This window comes from Clostridium brassicae (assembly GCF_026738875.1).
Taxonomy (GTDB): domain Bacteria; phylum Bacillota; class Clostridia; order Clostridiales; family Clostridiaceae; genus Clostridium_H; species Clostridium_H brassicae.
In genome coordinates, this window is sequence record NZ_JAPQFJ010000009.1 from 61,353 (window position 1) to 82,907 (window position 21,555).

At 30.5% G+C, this 21,555-nt stretch carries 12 protein-coding genes; 11 read left to right on the forward strand and 1 reads right to left on the reverse strand.

What is annotated here, in order from left to right; translation table 11 throughout:
• The first annotated feature begins 234 nt into the window (after positions 1–234).
• The 6 genes from OW729_RS10075 (at position 235) to OW729_RS10100 (ending at position 16,102) form a co-directional block, all read left to right on the forward strand.
• Entirely contained in the window at positions 235–5,667 is a 5,433-nt protein-coding gene (locus OW729_RS10075) for a DUF7507 domain-containing protein (protein WP_268061375.1), read from the forward strand.
• 352 nt (positions 5,668–6,019) lie between these two features.
• On the forward strand, positions 6,020–11,437 hold the full coding sequence (locus OW729_RS10080; protein WP_268061376.1) for a DUF6923 family protein: 5,418 nt from the start codon (positions 6,020–6,022) through the stop codon (positions 11,435–11,437).
• Positions 11,438–11,684: 247 nt separating this feature from the next.
• A complete protein-coding gene (locus OW729_RS10085) occupies positions 11,685–12,161 on the forward strand; it encodes a DUF3794 domain-containing protein (protein WP_268061377.1) in 477 nt (158 codons plus the stop codon).
• Positions 12,162–12,182: 21 nt separating this feature from the next.
• Positions 12,183–12,686, forward strand: coding sequence for a hypothetical protein (locus OW729_RS10090; protein ID WP_268061378.1), 504 nt, complete (start codon positions 12,183–12,185; stop codon positions 12,684–12,686).
• A gap of 58 nt (positions 12,687–12,744) precedes the next feature.
• Positions 12,745–13,932 carry an SPOCS domain-containing protein gene (locus OW729_RS10095; RefSeq protein ID WP_268061379.1) on the forward strand — a complete coding sequence of 396 codons (1,188 nt, stop codon included), beginning with the start codon at positions 12,745–12,747 and terminating at the stop codon, positions 13,930–13,932.
• Positions 13,933–14,143: 211 nt separating this feature from the next.
• A complete protein-coding gene (locus OW729_RS10100; RefSeq protein WP_268061380.1) occupies positions 14,144–16,102 on the forward strand; it encodes a hypothetical protein in 1,959 nt (652 codons plus the stop codon).
• 428 nt (positions 16,103–16,530) lie between these two features.
• Here OW729_RS10100 and OW729_RS10105 read toward each other — a convergent pair whose 3' ends face one another.
• On the reverse strand, positions 16,531–16,914 hold the full coding sequence (locus OW729_RS10105) for a carboxypeptidase regulatory-like domain-containing protein (protein ID WP_268061381.1): 384 nt from the start codon (positions 16,912–16,914) through the stop codon (positions 16,531–16,533).
• 246 nt (positions 16,915–17,160) lie between these two features.
• Here OW729_RS10105 and OW729_RS10110 point away from each other — a divergent pair, with 246 nt between their 5' ends.
• The 5 genes from OW729_RS10110 (at position 17,161) to OW729_RS10130 (ending at position 21,420) form a co-directional block, all read left to right on the forward strand.
• Entirely contained in the window at positions 17,161–17,745 is a 585-nt protein-coding gene (locus OW729_RS10110; RefSeq protein WP_268061382.1) for a hypothetical protein, read from the forward strand.
• Positions 17,746–17,754: 9 nt separating this feature from the next.
• Complete coding sequence (locus tag OW729_RS10115; protein WP_268061383.1) at positions 17,755–18,891, forward strand: glycosyltransferase family 4 protein; 1,137 nt, start codon at positions 17,755–17,757, stop codon at positions 18,889–18,891.
• Between the two features lie 186 nt (positions 18,892–19,077).
• On the forward strand, positions 19,078–19,899 hold the full coding sequence (locus OW729_RS10120; protein WP_268061384.1) for a Cof-type HAD-IIB family hydrolase: 822 nt from the start codon (positions 19,078–19,080) through the stop codon (positions 19,897–19,899).
• Between the two features lie 186 nt (positions 19,900–20,085).
• On the forward strand, positions 20,086–20,571 hold the full coding sequence (locus tag OW729_RS10125; RefSeq protein WP_268061385.1) for a tRNA (cytidine(34)-2'-O)-methyltransferase: 486 nt from the start codon (positions 20,086–20,088) through the stop codon (positions 20,569–20,571).
• A gap of 12 nt (positions 20,572–20,583) precedes the next feature.
• Positions 20,584–21,420 (forward strand): DegV family protein, encoded by an 837-nt coding sequence (locus OW729_RS10130; protein WP_268061386.1) that lies wholly within the window; start codon positions 20,584–20,586, stop codon positions 21,418–21,420.
• The last annotated feature ends 135 nt before the right edge of the window (positions 21,421–21,555 follow it).

Genomic DNA, 21,555 nt, shown 5'->3' on the forward strand with positions numbered 1-21,555 from the left:
GGTAATATTAAAATTTATTATGACATACAATAAGTTTTTGCTTGTTGTATGTTTTTTGTTTATGAGTGAACCTTATGTATAAATTTACTATGAACACAAATAAACATTATAAATATTATATATAGTAGGCTAGTAGTTTATTTAGGTCAATTAAGTATATTTATTTTAATAAAAATTGTAAAGTTATAAAGATTTATTTAGATGATGAAAAAATATTAGAATGGAGGAAATTTTATGGCTGCAACAATTACAGGAACAGTCTTTGACGACTTAAATCATAATGGTGTATTAGATCCAGGTGAACCCGGGATACCTAATGCCTATGTTGTTTTAAGAGATCCTAATGGAGTATGTACTACAGTACAAACAAATGCATCTGGAGTATATACCTTTACACCTATTAATTTAGCTGGTAGTTATACTATTTATGAAACAGCAGTAGATCCAGGAGGTACTTGTCCACCAACAACTTTTGGACAACCGGCAGGATACACTAATTCAAGTACTTTTAGAACAGATACAGTTAATGTAACATCAACACAAATAATCAATAATGTAACAATAAATGCTGCAAATTTTGGTCATGATAATCCAGACACTTTTTTTTGTGGACCTATTGCATATCAAGTTGCGGTAGAAGCAGGAGCTACCAATAGTGAATTTATAGAGATTAACTTAGTAACAGGTACTGCAACTGTAGTTAATCCTGATATTGGAGTTAACATTAATGCAATTGGATATAATATTTTAGATGATATGATATATGGTATAGAAGATAATAGTACAAATCTTGTAAGGGTGGCGCAAGATGGAACTACAACTAATTTCGGACCTATTACAGGATTACCATCACCATCACCAGGAAGGTATAATGTAGCTGATATAGATGATCAAGGGAATATGTATTTATTTAGACAAAATCAGACAACAATATATGTAGTTGATGTGAATCAAGACTCACCAACCTTTGGTCAAGTAATAAATACAGTACCATTATCATCAAGCGTTAATGTAGCTGATTGGGCCTATAGTGTAAGTGACGGTATGCTTTATGGTGTAGACGGCTCTACTGGTAATGTAGTAAGGGTTAATCCAGCAACAGGAGCTGTCACAGTATTAACAACAAATGGTATTCCTACTGGAAGCGCTTATGGAGCCACCTTCATGGATGCTGATGGTGTTTTGTATGCAATAAATAATAATACCGGAGTTGTTTATCGTATAACAATTTCAGGTAATAACGCTACAGGTGTGAATTTTTCCCAAAGTATACCAGCAGAGCTAAATGATGGGGCATTATGTGGCAATGCTAGAATTGAAGTAGATTATGGTGATGCTCCAGATCCAACAGCAGGAACTGGACCAGACGACTACAACACATTATTTGCTAATAATGGACCTAGACATTTAATATTAAATCAATTAACTTTAGGAACTCAAGTAACAGGTGAACCAGATGCTTATGCAAATTTAACTACAGATGCTACAGGAGATGATATACCACAGGGAATACAAGATGATGGTGTTACTTTACCACTTACGCCCTTATTAGCAACAGACACCACTTACTCCTTAACAGTAGATGTAGTAAATAACACAGGGTTACCAGCAAATGTATATGGATGGATAGATTTTAATAAGGATGGTGTATTCCAGGTAAATGAGGCTGCACCAGTTGTAGTAGTACCATCAGCCCCAGGAGTGCAACAAGTAGTATTAAACTTTACAGTACCTGCAGGGGTTATTTTAACACCAGATCATACCTTTGTAAGAGTTAGACTTACAACAGATGAGTTAGTAAATCAAAATCCTTCACCAACAGATGAAGATACAAGAAGTATAGGACCAGCGTCAGATGGAGAAGTTGAGGACTATTATTTAGAAATAATTCCAGAAGCGGATGTATCAGTAGTAAAGACATCAAGCCCAGACCCAGTAGCAGCAGGAGAGTTGCTAACCTATACAATTACAGTAACCAATGCAGGACCATCAGATGCAGAAAATGTAAGCCTGCAAGATATAGTACCACCAGAAATGCTAAATGCTGAATTCTCAATAGATGGAGGATTAACCTTTAATCCATGGGTAAGCCCTTATAATATAGGAAGCTTAGTATCAGGATCAAGTGTAACTATATTAATAAGAGGAATAGTAGACCCATCTTATACTGGAGGCAGTTTAAGTAATACAGCAACAGTAAGTAGTACAACACCAGATCCAGATCCAACAAACAATACTTCAACAGTAGTGACACAGGTAGAAACATCAGCAGATTTATCTATAACTAAAACAGTAAATCCAGATCCAGTGGTAGCAGGAGAAGAGGCCACCTATACAATTACAGTAAACAATGCAGGACCATCTGATGCATTAAATGTAATATTAACAGATGTAATACCAGCATGTATATTAAACCCAGAATTTTCACTAGATGGAGGAGTAACCTTTAATCCATGGGTGAGTCCTTATGTTATAGGTATAATAGCGGCGGGAGCTACAGTTACTATATTAATAAGAGGAACAGTAGACCCATCATGTACCGGAACAATAACAAATACAGCAAGAGTAGATAGTACAACACCAGATCCAGATCCAACAAACAATGAAACAACAATAGTAACCCCAATAGATACTTCAGCAGATTTATCTATAACTAAAACAGTAAATCCATATCCAGTAGTAGCAGGAGAACAAGCAACCTATACAATTACAGTATCTAATGCGGGACCATCCGATGCACAAAATGTAACATTAACAGATGCAATCCCAGCATGTATATTAAACCCAGAATTTTCAATAGATGGAGGAGTAACCTTTAATCCATGGGTAAATCCTTATGTTATAGGCACAATAGCAGCGGGAGCTACAGTTACTATATTAATAAGAGGAACAGTAGATCCAGCATGTATCGGAACAATAACAAATACAGCAAGAGTAGATAGTACAACACCAGATCCAGATCCAACAAACAATGAAACAACAATAGTAACACCAATAGATACTTCAGCAGATTTATCTATAACTAAAACAGTAAATCCAGATCCAGTAGTGGCAGGAGAAGAGGCAATCTATACAATTACAGCATGTAACGCAGGACCATCAGATGCACAAAATGTAATATTAACAGATGTAGTGCCAGCATGTTTGTTAAATCCAGAGTATTCACTAGATGGAGGAGTAACCTGGGCAGCCTGGACAGGGTCAGTAAATCTAGGCACAATACCAGCAGGACAATGTGTAACAGTATTAATAAGAGGAATAGTAGATACATCATGCACAGGAACAATAACAAATACAGCAAGAGTAGATAGCACAACACCAGATCCAGATCCAACAAATAATGAAACAACAATAGTAACCCCAATAGATACTTCAGCAGATTTATCTATAACTAAAACAGTAAATCCAAATCCAGTAGTGGCAGGAGAAGAGGCAACCTATACAATTACAGTAACCAATGCAGGGCCATCAGATGCATTAGATGTAACATTAACAGATGTAATACCAGCATGTATATTAAATCCAGAATTCTCAATAGATGGAGGAATAACTTGGAATCCATGGGTAAGTCCTTATAATATAGGAACAATAGTAGCAGGAGCTACAGTTACTATATTAATAAGGGGAACAGTAGAACCATCATGTATCGGAACAATAAGCAATACAGCAAGAGTAGATAGTACAACACCAGATCCAGATCCAACAAATAATGAAACAACAATAGTAACCCCAATAGATACTTTAGCAGACCTATTTATATCTAAAATAGCTAACCCAGATCCAGTAGTGGCAGGAGAAGAGGCAACTTATACAATTACAGCATGTAACGCAGGACCATCAGATGCATTAAATGTAATATTAACAGATGCAGTGCCAGTATGTTTGTTAAATCCAGAGTATTCACTAGATGGAGGAGTAACCTGGGCTGCATGGACAGGATCAGTAAATTTAGGAACAATACCAGCAGGACAATGTGTAATAGTATTAATAAGGGGAACAGTAGATCCATCATGCATGGGAACAATAACAAATACAGCAAGAGTAGATAGCACAACACCAGATCCAGATCCAACAAACAATGAAACAACAATAGTAACCCCAATAGATACTTTAGCAGATGTATCTGTAGTTAAAACAGCTAATGCGGATAATTTTACTACAGGAGATGTTGTAACTTATACAATAGCTGTGACAAATGCAGGACCATCAGATGCGCAAAATGTAATATTAACAGATGTAGTTCCACCACAAATTTTAAATCCAGAGTTTTCAATAGATGGAGGAGTAACCTGGAGTCCATGGGTAAGTCCTTATAATATAGGAACAATAGCTGCAGGAACAACAGTTACTATTTTAATACGTGGAACTGTAAGTGAAACTGCTATTGGAACAGTTAGAAATACAGCAAGTGTAAGTTCGGATACTGAAGATCCAGATCCAGCAAATAATGAATCAACAGTTGATGTGGAAGTTAAAGTAGCTAAATTAGAAGTAGTAAAATCCGCAGATAAAACTGCAGTAAAAGTAGGAGATAATTTAACCTATACAGTAACTATTAAAAATACTGGGAATACACCTGCTAATGATGTAGTATTCAAAGATCAAATACCTGTAGGAACTAGTTTTGTACCAGGAAGTGTAACTATTAATGGAATGCCAGATGTAGGTGCAAATCCGGAGGTTGGATTTGATATTGGAACAATAAATTCAGGTGAAACTGTATTAGTAAGTTTTGCTGTTAAAGTTGAATATCGTCCAACACCACCACAGGTTGTGAATGTGGCAGTGGCTGATTATAACTTTATAGTTGACCCTACTAGACCACCGATTGAAAAATCAGATACAAGTAATGAAGTGATAACACAGGTGGAGATAGTTCAAGTTGATGTATTAAAATCAGCAGATAAGACCTTTGCAGTAATAGGAGATATAATAACCTATACTGTTATAATAACAAATTCTTCAACAATACCTGTAAATGATGTGGTATTTACTGATTCAATACCAGATGGAACAAGTTTTGTGCCAGCTAGTGTAACAGTAAATGATAACCCAGTATCAGGAGATCCAAGTACAGGCATTAATTTAGGAACTCTTGATCCAGGTGAATCAGTAAAAGTAAGTTTTAAGGTTAAGGTTGAATTTGTACCATGTCCACCAAGAATAATAAACAAAGCTTTTGTAAGCTTTAAATATGCACTTGGAGATAATATTATAGAAGAAACTGTAGAAAGTAATAGTTCAATAATAGATGTAGGACCAACAAGCTTTAAACAATTAAGCAGAGAAGAATATGTTAAGATTCCATGTCAAAAACCAGATGCAGAAGAAATTTTAAATACAGTAGTGGATATTGAAATAACAAATACAAGGGTGATAAAAACTCCTATAATAACATCTTTAGAAGGACAAAATTTAACAGGCTTTAAATTGATAGTTGAAGGAGTACTAAATCAAAAGGTTGAATATATAGCTTGTGATGAGAAGCAGTCAGTACACGCAGCACACTTTAGAGTACCGTTTAGCACATTTATAATATTACCAGAAAGTTATGTAGAGGGTACTAATATAGAGATAGAAGCTGTAGTAGAGGATATTTACAGTAAACTTGTAAATAAGAGAACTGTATTTAAGAATATAACATTTATGATACTTGCAAAATTTTAATTATAAAATAAATTGAACTTATAAAGACATACAATAAAATTTTTATTTAATTGTATGTCTTTTGTTTATGTTTAAAAATCAAACTTATACAACTTAACTAGGCACATAAATAAGCATTATAAATATTATATATAGTAGGTAAGGAATTTATTTAGTTAAATTTAAAATTAATAACTAATAAGTAAATAAAACACCAAAATTTTGATACAAAAATTTATATTTGAGGTATATGTATAAAGAAAATAAATACTAAAATCATATATTTTACTAATAAATTGGAAATGAAAAGATTTTAAATTAGTTATAAAAATTTCATTTAAATGATGAAAAATATTAGAATGGAGGAAATTTTATGGCTGCAACAATTACAGGAATAGTCTTTGATGATTTAAATCATAATGGGGTATTAGATCCAGGTGAACCAGGGATACCTAATGCCTATGTGGTTATACGTGATCCTAATGGAGTATGTACAACAGTACAAACAAATGCATCTGGAATATATACTTTTTCAAATCTTATTGTAGCAGGTAATTATACTGTTTATGAAACTGCTGTAGATCCGGGAGCTACTTGTCCACCAACAACTTTTGGACAACCAGCAGGCTTTACAAATTCTAGTACCTTTAGAACAGAAACAATAAATGTAACTCAAACCCAGATAGATAATAATGTCATTATTAATGGAAGAGATTATGGTCATGACAATCCACAAACTTTTACTTGTATAGCTATTGGATATCAAGTTGCTATACCTGCTCCAGGTGCAAATAGTCAATTTTTAGAAATAAATTTAGTAACAGGTAATTTGACTGTTATAAATCCAGATATGGGAATTGCTATGAATTCTATAGGATATAATGTTTTAGATAATATGATATATGGTATAGAAGATGGTTCTAATAATTTAATAAGAGTTGCACAGGATGGAAGCATAACAAATTTTGGACCTATTACAGGATTACCAGCAGGCGTTGTTTATACAACAGGGGATATAGATAATCAAGGGCGTATGTATGCATATGCAAATGGTTCAACAACTTTTTATGAGATTGATGTAAATCAAAACTCTCCTACTTTTGGTCAGGTTATAAATACTGTACCAATAGCTTCTACTCCAATAGCAGATTGGTCATGGAACCCAATTGATGGACAATTATATGGTGTAACCAATACTGGAATTGTAGTAAGAGTAGATCCGTCTACTGGTAATGTTACCAATTTAACAACAGTAGGGGTACCAGCTGGAGCTTTCTATGGTGCTACTTTTATAGATGCATCGGGAACTTTATATGCTATAAGCAACGGTACAGGATTAGTTTATCGTATAACAATTTCAGGAAACAATGCAACAGGTGAAGAATTTTCTGAAGCTGTACAAACAACTGGAAATGATGGGGCTGCATGTGCTAATGCATTACTTGAAATAGATTTTGGTGATGCACCGGATCCAACACCAGGAACTGGACCAGATGATTATAACACATTACTTGCTAATAATGGACCTAGACATCAAATAATAAATCAATTAACTTTAGGAACTCAAGTAACAGGTGAACCAGATGCTTATGCAAATTTAACTACAGATGCTACAGGAGATGATATACCACAGGGTATACAAGATGATGGTGTTACTTTACCACTTACACCTTTATTAGTAACAGACACCACTTACTCCTTAACAGTAGATGTGGTAAATAATACAGGATTGCCAGCCAATGTATATGGATGGATAGATTTTAATAAAGACGGTGTATTCCAGGGAAATGAAGCAGCACCAGTTGTAGTAGTACCATCAGCTCCAGGAGTGCAACAAATAGTATTAAACTTTACAGTACCTGTAGGTGTTACTTTAACTCCAGATCATACTTTTGTAAGAGTTAGACTTACAACAGATGAGTTAATAAATCAAAATCCTTCACCAACAGATGAAGATACAAGAAGTATAGGCCCAGCATCAGATGGGGAAGTTGAAGATTATTATTTACAAATAGATCCAGTGGCAGATATATCTGTAGTTAAAACAGTAAATCCAGACCCAGTAGTAGCAGGAAATCAAGCCATATATACAATTACAGTATCTAATGCAGGACCATCCGATGCAACAAATGTAATATTAACAGATGTAATACCAGCATGTATTTTAAATCCAGAATTCTCAATAGATGGAGGATTAACTTGGAATCCATGGGTAAGTCCTTATAATATAGGCACAATAGTAGCGGGAGGTACAGTTACTGTATTAATAAGAGGAACAGTAGATCCATCATGTACAGGAACAATAACTAATACAGCAACAGTAAGTTCAGATGTGCTAGACCCGGATCCAACTAATAATACTTCAACAATAGTAACACAAATAGATACTTCAGCAGACCTATCTATAACTAAAACAGTAAATCCAGACCCAGTAGTAGCAGGAGAACAAGCCACCTATACAATTACAGTAAACAATGCAGGACCATCCGATGCATTAAATGTAACATTAACAGATGTAATACCAGCATGTATACTAAACCCAGAATTTTCACTAGATGGAGGATTAACTTGGAATCCATGGGTGAGTCCTTATGTTATAGGAACAATGGCGGCGGGAGCTACAGTTACTATATTAATAAGAGGAACAGTAGATCCATCTTGCACAGGAACAATAACAAATACAGCAAGAGTAGATAGCACAACACCGGATCCAGATCCAACAAATAATGAAACAACAATAGTAACACAAATAGATACTTCAGCAGACCTATCTATAACTAAAACAGTAGATCCAGATCCAGTAGTAGCAGGACAGCTAGCAACCTATACAATTACAGCATGTAACGCAGGACCATCAGATGCATTGGATGTAATATTAACAGATGCAATACCAGCATGTATATTAAATCCAGAGTATTCACTAGATGGAGGAATAATCTGGGCAGCATGGACAGGGTCAGTAAATCTAGGCACAATACCAGCAGGACAATGTGTAACAGTATTAATAAGAGGAACTGTAGACCCATCATGTACCGGAACAATAACCAATACAGCAAGAGTAGATAGTACAACACCAGATCCAGATCCAACAAACAATGAAACAACAATAGTAACACCAATAGATACTTTAGCAGATTTATCTATAACTAAAACAGTAGATCCAGATCCAGTAGTGGCAGGAGAAGAGGCAACCTATACAATTACAGCATGTAACGCAGGACCATCCGATGCACAAAATGTAATATTAACAGATGTAGTGCCAGCATGTTTGTTAAATCCAGAGTATTCACTAGATGGAGGAATAACCTGGGCCGCATGGACAGGGTCAGTAAATCTAGGCACAATACCAGCAGGACAATGTGTAACAGTATTAATAAGAGGAACCGTAGATCCATCATGTACTGGAGCGATAACAAATACAGCAAGAGTAGATAGTACAACACCAGATCCAGATCCAACAAACAATGAAACAACAATAGTAACCCCAATAGATACTTCGGCAGATTTATCTATAACTAAAACAGTAAATCCAGATCCAGTAGTGGCAGGAGAAGAGGCAATTTATACAATTACAGCATGTAACGCAGGCCCATCAGATGCACAAAGTGTAACGTTAACAGATGTAATACCAGCATGTTTGTTAAATCCAGAGTATTCACTAGATGGAGGAGTAACCTGGGCAGCATGGACAGGATCAGTAAATCTAGGCACAATACCAGCAGGGCAATGTGTAACAGTATTAATAAGAGGAACAGTAGATCCATCATGCATGGGAACAATAACAAATACAGCAAGAGTAGATAGCACAACACCAGATCCAGATCCAACAAATAATGAAACAACAATAGTAACCCCAATAGATACTTCAGCAGATTTATCTATAACTAAAACAGTAAATCCAGATCCAGTAGTAGCAGGAGAAGAGGCAACCTATACAATTACAGCATGTAACGCAGGACCATCAGATGCACAAAGTGTAATATTAACAGATGCAGTGCCAGCATGTTTGTTAAATCCAGAGTATTCACTAGATGGAGGAGTAACCTGGCTAGTATGGACAGGGTCAGTAAATCTAGGCACAATACCAGCAGGACAATGTGTAACAGTATTAATAAGGGGAACAGTAGATCCATCATGCATGGGAACAATAACAAATACAGCAAGAGTAGATAGCACAACACCAGATCCAGATCCAACAAACAATGAAACAACAATAGTAACACCAATAGATACTTTAGCAGATGTATCAGTAGTTAAAACAGCTAATGCTAATAATTTTACTACAGGAGATGTTGTAACTTATACAATAGATGTAACAAATGCAGGACCATCAGATGCACAAAATGTAATATTAACAGATGTAGTTCCACCACAAATTTTAAATCCAGAGTTTTCAATAGATGGAGGAGTAACCTGGAGTCCATGGGTAAGTCCTTATAATATAGGAACAATAGCAGCAGGAACAACAGCTACTATTTTAATACGTGGAACTATAAGTGAAACTGCTATTGGAACAGTTAGAAATACAGCAAGTATAAGTTCAGATACTGAAGATCCAGATCCAACAAATAATAAATCAACAGTTGATGTGGAAGTTAAAGTAGCTAAATTAGAAGTAGTAAAATCCGTAGATAAGTCTGCAGCTTTAGTAGGAGATACTTTAACCTATATAGTAACTATTAAAAATACTGGGAATGTACCTGCTAATAATGTAGTGTTCAAAGATCAAATACCACAAGGAACTAGTTTTGTATCAGGAAGTGTAACTATTAATGGAATGCCAGATGTAGGCGCAAATCCAGAGGCTGGATTTAATATTGGAACAATAAATCCAGGGGAAACTGTATTAGTAAGCTTTACTGTTAAAATTGAATTACGTCCAACACCACCACAGGTTGTGAATGTGGCAGTAGTTGATTACAATTTTATAGTTGATCCTACTAGACCACCGATTGAAAAATCAGATACAAGTAATGAAGTGGTAACACAGGTTGAAATAGTTCAAGTTGATGTATTAAAATCAGCAGATAAGACTTTTGTAATAAAAGGAGATACAATAACTTATACTGTTATAATAACGAATTCTTCAACAATACCTGTAAATGATGTGGTATTTACTGATCCAATACCAGATGGAACAAGTTTTGTGCCAGATAGTGTAACAATAAATGGTAATCTAGCTGGTGAAAATCCAAGTACAGGCATTAATTTAGGAACTCTTGATCCAGGTGAAACAGTAAAAGTAGGCTTTAAGGTTAAAGTTGATTTTGTACCATGTCCACCAAGAATATTAAACAAAGCTTTTGTAAGTTTTAATTATGTACTTGGAGATAATATTATAGAAGAAACTGTAGAAAGTAATAGTTCAATAATAGATATAGGACCAACAAGCTTTAAACAATTAAGCAGAGAAGAATATGTTAAAATACCAGTTCAAAAACCAGATGCAGAAGAAATTTTAAATACAGTAGTGGATATTGAAATAACAAATACAAAGGTGATAAAAACTCCTATAATAACATCTTTAGAAGGACAAAATTTAACAGGCTTTAAATTGATAGTTGAAGGAGTACTAAACCAAAAGGTTGAATATATAGCTTGTGATGAGAAGCAGTCAGTACACGCAGCACACTTTAGAGTACCGTTTAGCACATTTATAATATTACCAGAAAGTTATGTAGAGGGTACTAATATAGAGATAGAAGCTGTAGTAGAGGATATTTACAGTAAACTTGTAAATAAGAGAACTGTATTTAAGAATATAACATTTATGATACTTGCAAAATTTTAATTGTAAAATAGATAAACTGTACTGTTAAAGGAATAATTAAAAAAGCTTCAACTAGTTTTTTAGATCTAGTTGAGGCTTTTATAAGAAATCTAATTAGTTTAATATTCACATTAATAAAAATGGTATAAAGAAAAGAATTATATAAAAATAAATTTTTATGTAAACATTCATAAATAATATGAATATTATAAATTAGAGTCATATGTATTATAGTAAAATATTTGAATTTTATAGGGGGTATAATTTTATGGCCAGTGTAATGAGAAATTTCATTGAGATAGAAGGAATAAATTCAAATTGTATACCAGAAAATGTGTCAGCATTTAAACAATTTAATATAGAAGAAACTGCATGTTTACCAATTACAAAACCAGATATAGAACAAATTTTAAAAGTAATTGCAGATGTAGAAATTAAAAGCACAAGGGCAATAAGAACTCCAGTAGGAACCTCTCTTGAAGGTCAAGTTTTGACTGGTTGGAAGCTTGTAATAGAGGGAAAGGTAAATCAAAAGGTTCAATATGTAGCTGATCTTCCAGAACAACCATCTCATGCTGCACATTTTAGTGTGCCTTTTAGTACTTTTGTGGTATTGCCAGAGGATTTTGTTATGGGTACACCGGTAACTGTAACACCATTTTTAGAAGATATATATGTAGAACAATTAGATAAAAGGTGTATATTTAAAAATATAACTTTATTATTAGCAGTTGAATTTTGTTAAGAATAAGAAAGGGTGATATATATGGCAAAAATAATGAGAAATTTAGTTGAATATATAGGTATTGCTGATACTTTACCAACGAGCCCTAAATATTTTAAGGAATTAACAGTACAGGAAAATTTGGTAATACCAATGCAAAAACCAGATATAGAGCAATTGTTAGGAGTTATGGTAGAAGCAGAGGTAATTTCAACTAGAGTAGTAGAAACAGAAAAAGGAATATCCGATGAAGGGCAAAAGCTTTCAGGATGTAAGCTTATAATAGAGCTTAAACTTCATGAAAAAGTTAAATATGTGGCAGATGAGCCAACACAATCAGTTCATGTAGCAGAGTATGAATCACAATATAAGAGTGTATTTATAGTTGTACCTTGTGAAATAGATGGAACAGATGTATGTGAACTTGTTAGAAGAAATAAAATGAGTGTTAATGTATATATAGAAGATATATATGCTGAAATGATAGATTGTAGAAATATATTTAAAAATGTAACAATCTTTGTTGATGCTGTATTTAGAAAATAAAGATAGATATTTATGAGTTAAAAAATCAAGTTATATTTTAAAGAAAGGAAGTGTATATATGGCAGTAGTATTAACCAAAACTGCAGATAAAGTTAATGTTTTGCCAGGGGATATAGTAACCTATCAAGTTACGATAAATAATACAGATGACACTTTTAGCGAAACAAATATAACATTTACAGATATAATACCAAAAGGAACTACTTTTATCAAAGACAGTTTTTTTTTAGAAGATAAGTTACAACTAGGGAAAGATCCTAATGTAGGAGTGCCTATTCCTGATATACCTCCATTGGCAACAACAAAAGTTAAATATGATGTATTAGTTGATGAAAAAACTACTTCAGTACAATTAGTAAATATTGCTCAAGCAACTTCAATATTAAGTGGAACAATGATACCTATAACCTATGAAAGTAATCCATTTAATATAAATATAGCAGCGATAGATTTATTAAAATCTGCAGATAAATATAATATAGCTGTTACGGAAGAAATAACTTATAGTATTATTATTAATAATATTGGAGCAGTTGAACTTAAAAACCCTATATTAAAAGATTTAGTTCCAGAATGTCTTTCTTTTGTTGATGGGAGTTTTAGCATAAATGGTATTTTAGATACAAATGCCAACCCTAATAATGGAATTAATCTTGAAAATATATTACCAGGACAAATTTTAAATATAAATTTTAGAGCAACTGTAATTTGTACACCATGTTTACTAAAGTTTGTTAATACTGCTGCATTAAGTTATGAAATAGAAACAGTACAAAATGGACTAATTGAGACAAATACAATAACTACAAATAAAGTAATAACTACAGTTTCCCCATCTGCATTCAAACAATTAAGTAGAGAAGAATATATAAAAATTCCATGTCAAAAGCCAGATATGGAAGAAATTTTAAATACTCTTGTTAATATTGAAATAACAGATACAAAAGTTATAAAAACTCCTGTAATAACATCATTAGAAGGACAAAAACTAACAGGATTTAAACTAATAGTTGAGGGGGTATTAAATCAAAAGGTTGAGTATGTAGCTTGTGATAAAGAGCAGTCAGTACATGCAGCGCACTCTAGAGTTCCATTTAGTAGTTTTATTGTACTTCCTAAAAATTATGTAGAAGGTACTTCTATTAAGGTAGAAGGAGTAGTAGAAGATATTTATACTAAGCTTGTAAATAAGAGAACTATATTTAAAAATATAACTTTTATAATAAGGGCAACATATGAGTTGTAGGATAAATTATATAGATTATGAACTCCAATTGGAAATTAACTCTGATTGGAGTTTTTTTGTAAATATATTTATACCATTTAAAATGAAAAAGTATGGTTGTTAAATAGTTTAAACAGCTATTTGAAATTAATATTACTTTTTTATGGTAAATATGAATATATATAGTGTATAAGAAAAAATATATAGTTTTATATGGTGGGGAGGGTATAGAGTGAAAAACAATTATAAAGAATTTGTAGAAATTATAAATGACTCCAGTAAATTTTGGAATAATCCCAAGGCATTTAAGCAATTTTGTATACAAGATACATTTGATCTACCTTTAAATAAAATGAATATTGAAAAAATACTAAATGTAGTAGTAGATGTTGAAATAATAGATAAATTTATAATTGACACAATAATAGGGATGTCTATAGAAGGGCAACGTCTTAGTGGAAAAAAAATTATAGTTAATGGAAAAATAAGATATAGGGTAGAGTATGAAACTACAGAGGAAAGCCAAGTTATTAATACAATAGAGTTTGAAAAAAATTTTTCTAATCATGTAATGATAGAAAATCAAAAGTGTGACATATTACAAATAAAGGTGATAGCTAATGCTGAGTATGCATTAGTAAAACAAATTAACGAAAGGAAAATACTACATAATGCTGTAATATTGTTGAATGTAATTGATAGAATTTATGATTTAAATGATAATTATAATAAGATAAATTTAGCAAAAAATATTGATGATTTAATTGCAGTTAAAGATAAGGCAAACTATACTAAACATGATTTTTTTAAAAATTGTAGTATAGGAGAACAGTTACAAATTGATTGTAAGAAGCCGCTAGTTAAAAATGTGCTTTCAACAATTAATGAATCAGAAGTTATTTATTTTAAAATAATTGATACTATAGTAGGTAAATCATATGAAAGTCAATTTTTATCTGGTAAAGCAGTTGTTGCGATTATTAAAATAAGGCAAAAAATACTTTATGAAGCAGATAATAATGAAAAATCTGTACATGTTATAGAAAATCAATTATATAAATGTGTCCACGTGGTTATTCCAGAATTAATAGAGGGAACAGATCCTAAAAAATTGGTTAAAAATAAATTATTACGATATAATGCAGAAATAGAATATGTATCAGTAATAAATTCAAGTAATTATATATTTATAAATATATTTCTTAAAGTTACTATAAACACAATACCTACTTATGAAATATGCTGTTGTGAATGTGAAAATGATGATTCAAGTAAAATGTATATAATGTATGATGATGGTAGCTATAGTATTGAAATGGCTAAATATGATAATGCTAAGATAATAAAACCAACTTGGTCTCCGAATGGAAATTATATAGCATTTCTTTTAAGACAACATAATATGTGTAGATTTTATGTAATAAATTTTAGAGAATTGATGACTGAGAAAATTTTAAATTCACCTAATTTTAATAATATTAATGAGTATTGTTGGATAAAAGGGACAAATAAAGTAGTAATATCATCAACTTTGAATAACAAAAAAGATTTATACTTAATAGATTTAAATACTTTAAAATACAAACAATTAACTTTTGGAGATGGACTTAGTATGAGTTTAAGCCCAAAAAGTTTATCTGAAAATAATATATTATTTTTAAAATCAACTTCTAATATATCTGATATATGGAGCATAGATATTGAAGGACAAAATACAAAAAAGATTACTAAATGTGGATATATAAAAGAATTTAATTGTTCACAGGATGGTAAAGAGATTACCTATGTATTTGGTAAAGGGGGAAATGTAGATTATATATATATTATAGATGTTAGTACAGGTAAAGCAAAGTTAATAATAGATAGAGAAGATATTATTAGAAAAAAAAAGATTAAAATTTCTCCTAATGGTAGATACATTAGTTTTATAGGAAAGAAAAATGATATATTAAATATATATGTATTTGATAGAAATACTGAAATCATTAAATGTATTACTTGTTATTATAGTAGGTATATTAAAATATGTGATTATACTTGGAAGATAGATTCTAGAAAAATATACTATACATCTAATGAATTAGGATATTATAATGTATATTCTATAGATTTACAAACAAATAATAAAGAACAATTAACTAATAGTACAGCTTTAAATAGTTATATTTACTATAGGCCAAAAATAGATTAGAAATCATTAAAATAATTCTAGACATTGTTATAAAAATTATCAATTTTTTAAAATAACGTGGAAATTGCATAAGTAAAAATTCAAATATGTAATGAAATTTTTTCAATAATAATAAAAAGCAGTTAATGAACAATTTAAATTGTATTAACTGCTTTTAAAGTTAGAGCTTTCCCATATTATAAAGAAAGTCCCATTTAATTAGTGTATAGTATTAATTGTTTACTATTAAAATAAACATGGTTCTTGGCTTTAGGTGGAGTTTTACTCTATGTGAAAGTTTATTAACAGAATTCTTAGGCATTTTACTCCTTAGAAGTTGTTATTCTTTAGGAGAAACTGTTATTCATGGTAGTACCATTCTAATACTCCTACTTTAAAGAAGATAGAAGTATTAGAATGGTTAGAAATCGGATAAAATTGATTGACTCCTATTCAGTTATACAGCTATCATTATTTATTTGACTATGATGAAGACAATCGGTATCGCATGGATCAGGTTTTATGACTATAGGTTTAATTTTAACGCAATCATACCATATTTTTATTAAATAATGTGTATCGGCGCAAAGAGGACCAAAAAGAAATTGCCCACATTCATCAGTAAATGTATGTGTTAATGGTTTAGCTGAACAAGGATTGCATGGATTTACAAGTTCAAATAATTTAACTACAGCATCTTTAACAACATTATCGTTATGATCTTTTACTATACCATGTACAACACTTCTTTTTTCTTCAGGAACTTTAACCGTAACTTCTAGTTGCTCATTTTCTTTTGGACAAATATCAAATTTTACTAATCGTGCACCCATAAAAACCTCCTATAAAAATTAAATTTTATTAGCTATCAATTAAATTTATGCAATATAGGATTAAATTAGTATTTAATATAGAAAGTTACAAAAAATATACACAATACTTTATTTATATTAGAATGAAGTAAAAAAATAATATAAAATTACAAATATTATTTTTGAAAATATTATATGAATAAATAAATGATAAGGTTAATAAATATATTATTGATGTAGCTTAATAAAAAGGAGAAATATTATTATATGGGTATTATTAGGAATCATATAGATGTAGTTGGTATAACTCCAGAAGATCAACTTCCTAAAAAAATACAAAATGGACAGGTTATTGAATATTCAGAAGTGGAAAATATATTTATTCCTAGAAGCAACTCTAATATTAAGAGTATATATCAAATAGTATTAGACGTAAAAGTAACAGCAAAAAGAAATGTAAATATTCCTATAGGTAACATAGTTATAATTGATGGATTTAAAAAAATAAAAATAATTTATTGTGATAAAGGTCGATATCAAAAAGCTAATGTATTAGATTTAAAATTACCATATAATACTTTTGTTGAGATGCCGGAGGGCAAGGAGGTAGCAAGTGTATATATAAAGATAATAGATGCTTATTTTGACTTGATTGAGGGAAGAAAGTTGTATAGCCATATTGTATATTTGGTAGAGGTCAACTATAAAACAGATAGTTTTATAGAAGATAATTATGAAAAAGAAAAATTAAATGAAGATATTATAAAGGAAGTAGGAATATGTGATGAAAGGATCAATAACAATCAAGATAAATTTAAACCTTTAGTTAATATAGATGCTGAATTTTTATGAGGTGATTTTATGAAGGTGTGTATCGATGGAATAGGTCTAAATATGCTTCAAGGAACGAGCCTATGTTCATATACTTATGAATTCCTAAAAAATTTAACAAAGATATATCCAGAATTGAAGTATAATCTTATTTGGGATAATGATAAAGAAGAGAAGAAATACCTGGAAAATAAGTTAATCTATTTAAATTTAAATAGATTAACTAATGATTACAATATATTAGAAAATTATATAGAAGAAAATGACATAAATATATTTCATTCTATAAACAATGGATTTAGTATCCCTTATAATAAAAAATGTAAATATGTTAGTACAATATATGATTTACTTCCTATTTTTAATATGAGTTATACAGATAAACCGTATTATGAGAAATTTATGAATTCAATGCCTATAGCTATAGAAAATTCTGATAAAATTATTGCTGTTTCAAAATTTATAAAAGATCAGATTATTGAATATTTTCATGTGGATAATAAAAAAATTCAAGTAATATATCCTGGATGTTCTAATTATTTTAGAAGTATAGATAGTAATATAACTAAAGAATTTATTAAAAAGAACTATAATATATATGGAGAATTTTTACTTTATGTAGGCAGTATACATCCAAGAAAAAATTTACATGTACTATTAAAAGTTTTTAAAAGTATAAAGTATTATAATGCAACTAAAAATATGAAATTGGTAATAATAGGAAATTATAAAGGAAAAGCATATGAATATTATCTAAAGCTAAAATCATTAGCACGTTTTTTAAAAATACAAGATGATGTTATTTTTACAGGATCAATAGATTATCAAGATACTCTTTATTTTTATAATTCTAGTGAATGTTTAATAAATTTATCTTTATATGAAGGGTTTCCTTTATCGGTTATAGAGGCTATGGCCTGTGGAACTCCTGTTATATGTAGTAATAATAAGATATTTAATGAAATTATAGGTGATTATGCTATATTAGTAGATGTAGATGATGAAGTTTATATAAAAGAAAACATATTAGAATGTTTAATAAATCATAATTATAAAGAGAAACTTTGTAAAAAGGGGATAAAAAAAAGTCTAGAATATAAATGGGAAAACAATGTTTTTAAAATGCATGGTGTTTATCAATCATTAATGGACCCACATATTAAATGAATAAAAACTTGTGGTATTTGTTTAAAAAAGCATTTACTACAAGTTTTTATATGTTAGTTTCACATTTTCAATCATAATTATATGCTATAATGACTTATTACAATAGATATTATTAGATTGGAAACAATATATAATAAAAAATATATTAATAGTACAATTTAAACATATATTTAAGGAGATGTAAAAATGGGATATAAGTTGATATGTTTAGACATGGATGGAACTGTACTAGATGATAAAAAGAAAATTAGTCATAGAAATAAAGAAGCTATAAAAAGGGCTCATGATAAAGGTGTTAAAATTGCTATATCTACAGGAAGAGTATTTGCTTCAGCAAGATATTATGCTGAGATTTTAGGGATAAAAGCTCCTATTATAGCTTCAAATGGTGCATATATAAGAGAAAAAGATAAAGACGAAGTTATATACGAATCCTTATTAGATAAGGAAGTGTGCAAAAATATATGCCATATTATTGAAAAATATGATTTTTTTAATTATTTTAATACATATAATAGGATAATAGCTAATAAGCCTTTTCCAAAACAAAATATATATCGTTTAATGAATGAGGAATTACCTAATAATATGAAAATATCCTTGGATGTTGTATCAGACATTAAAGAGATTCTAGAGGATGATAGTAATAGAATTGTAAAATTTATATCCATTAGTGATGATTATGAAAATTTAAATAAGGCAAGAGAAGAAATAGATGCTTTAGGAGGACTTGAAATAGTAAGATCTAATATTAATAATTTTGAAGTTATGAATAAAGGTTGTTCAAAAGGAAGTGCAGTGGAGAGGTTATCAGAATTTTATGGTATTAAAAAAGATGAAGTGATCTGTATTGGTGATTCTGAAAATGATTTATCTATGATAAAATATGCAGGCATGGGAATAGCTATGGGAAATGGAGAAGATTATATAAAGAGTAATGCAAAATATGTTACAGATACAAACAATAATGATGGTGTTGCAAAAGCTATTGAAAAATTTGTTTTATAATATAAATAATGTTTCAGTGAATTTTTGAATTTATATAACTTTAAGGAAAATTCTAAGTTTAATAAAATTAAAAGAAAGTTTAAGATATAAATTTAAACCCAAATATACTAGATGTATTTTACACTTTACCTAAGATATTAATTAATGTAATATATAAGAAGTGATAGCTGAAGAGGGGGGAAAAAGATGAAAATAGAAAGTCCGAATTTACACATAGTTTTATTTGAACCAGAGATACCTCAAAACACAGGCAATATAGGAAGAACATGTGTATTAACTAACTGCAGATTACATTTAATTAAACCTTTAGGATTTGAATTGGATGATAAACATGTAAAAAGAGCTGGGCTAGATTACTGGCCTCATTTAGATATAGAGGTTCATGAATCTTTTAATGATATGATAGATAAATATCCAAATGCAACAGTATATCTTTCAACTACAAAAAACAGTAAACATCACCATGACGAAGTAAATTATAAAAAAGGAGATTTTATTGTTTTTGGTAGAGAGTCTTCTGGCCTTCCAGATTATATAAGAGATAGATATACCGAAAATAGAATCAGAGTTCCTATGATAGATACAACGACTAGATCTTTAAATCTTTCCAATACTGTTTCAATTGTAGCATATGAAGCACTAAGACAAATGGGTTTCCCAGGTATGAAATAAGGAGGAAATTCCATGGAAAAAATCAAGATAATAACAGATAGTACCTGCGATTTAAATGAAGATATAGTTAGTGGATTAAACTTAGAGGTTATTCCTTTGATAGTTAATTTTGGTGAAGAAAGTTATTTAGATGGGGTAACTATAGATGTTCATGAATTTTTAAGAAAATTAAAAGAACAGGATATTTTTCCTACTACGGCACAAATTAATCCTAAAAGATTTTATGATATATACAAGAAATATTTAGATGATGGATATAAAATAGTTTCAATACATTTATCTTCTAAAATGAGTGGAACGTATAATTCAGCTTGTATTGCAAAAGATATGCTTGAAACTGATGATATAGTTGTAATAGATAGCATGAATGTAACATCGGGTTTAGGGTTATTAGTTATGAAAGCTGCTGAGATGAAGGAAAAAGGCTATAATATATATGAAATAGAAAAAGAATTAAAAATAGTTATTCCTAGAATAAAATGTGCCTATGCATTTTCTAGTTTAGATAATTTAGTCAAGGGAGGAAGACTTTCAAAAACTGCTGGAGTTATTGGAAGTTTTCTTGGAATTAAATTAATATTATCTGTAGTGGATGGAGAAATGGCTTTAATCAATAAAGTGCGAGGTACTAAAAAAGCTATAAGAACTATATTGGAACATCTAGAGGAAAATGAATTAGATACTAAAGAAAGTTGTATACTACTTCATATAGATAATTATGATGTACTTCCAGTATTGAAGGAAGAACTGAAAAACAGGGGAAGTTTATATTCAGAATGTGAAGTAGGGTGTGTAGTTGGAACTCACAGTGGACCAGATGCTTGTGGTATAGCTTATATAGGAAAATAAGATGGTATCTTTTATAAAACACAAATATATAATTTATGATATATTTGTGTTTTATTTGAGTCGTGAAAACTAAATAAGTGTTAAGTTTTGTGGCAATTTGTATGATAATGTAAAACTATATATTTTTTTATATTT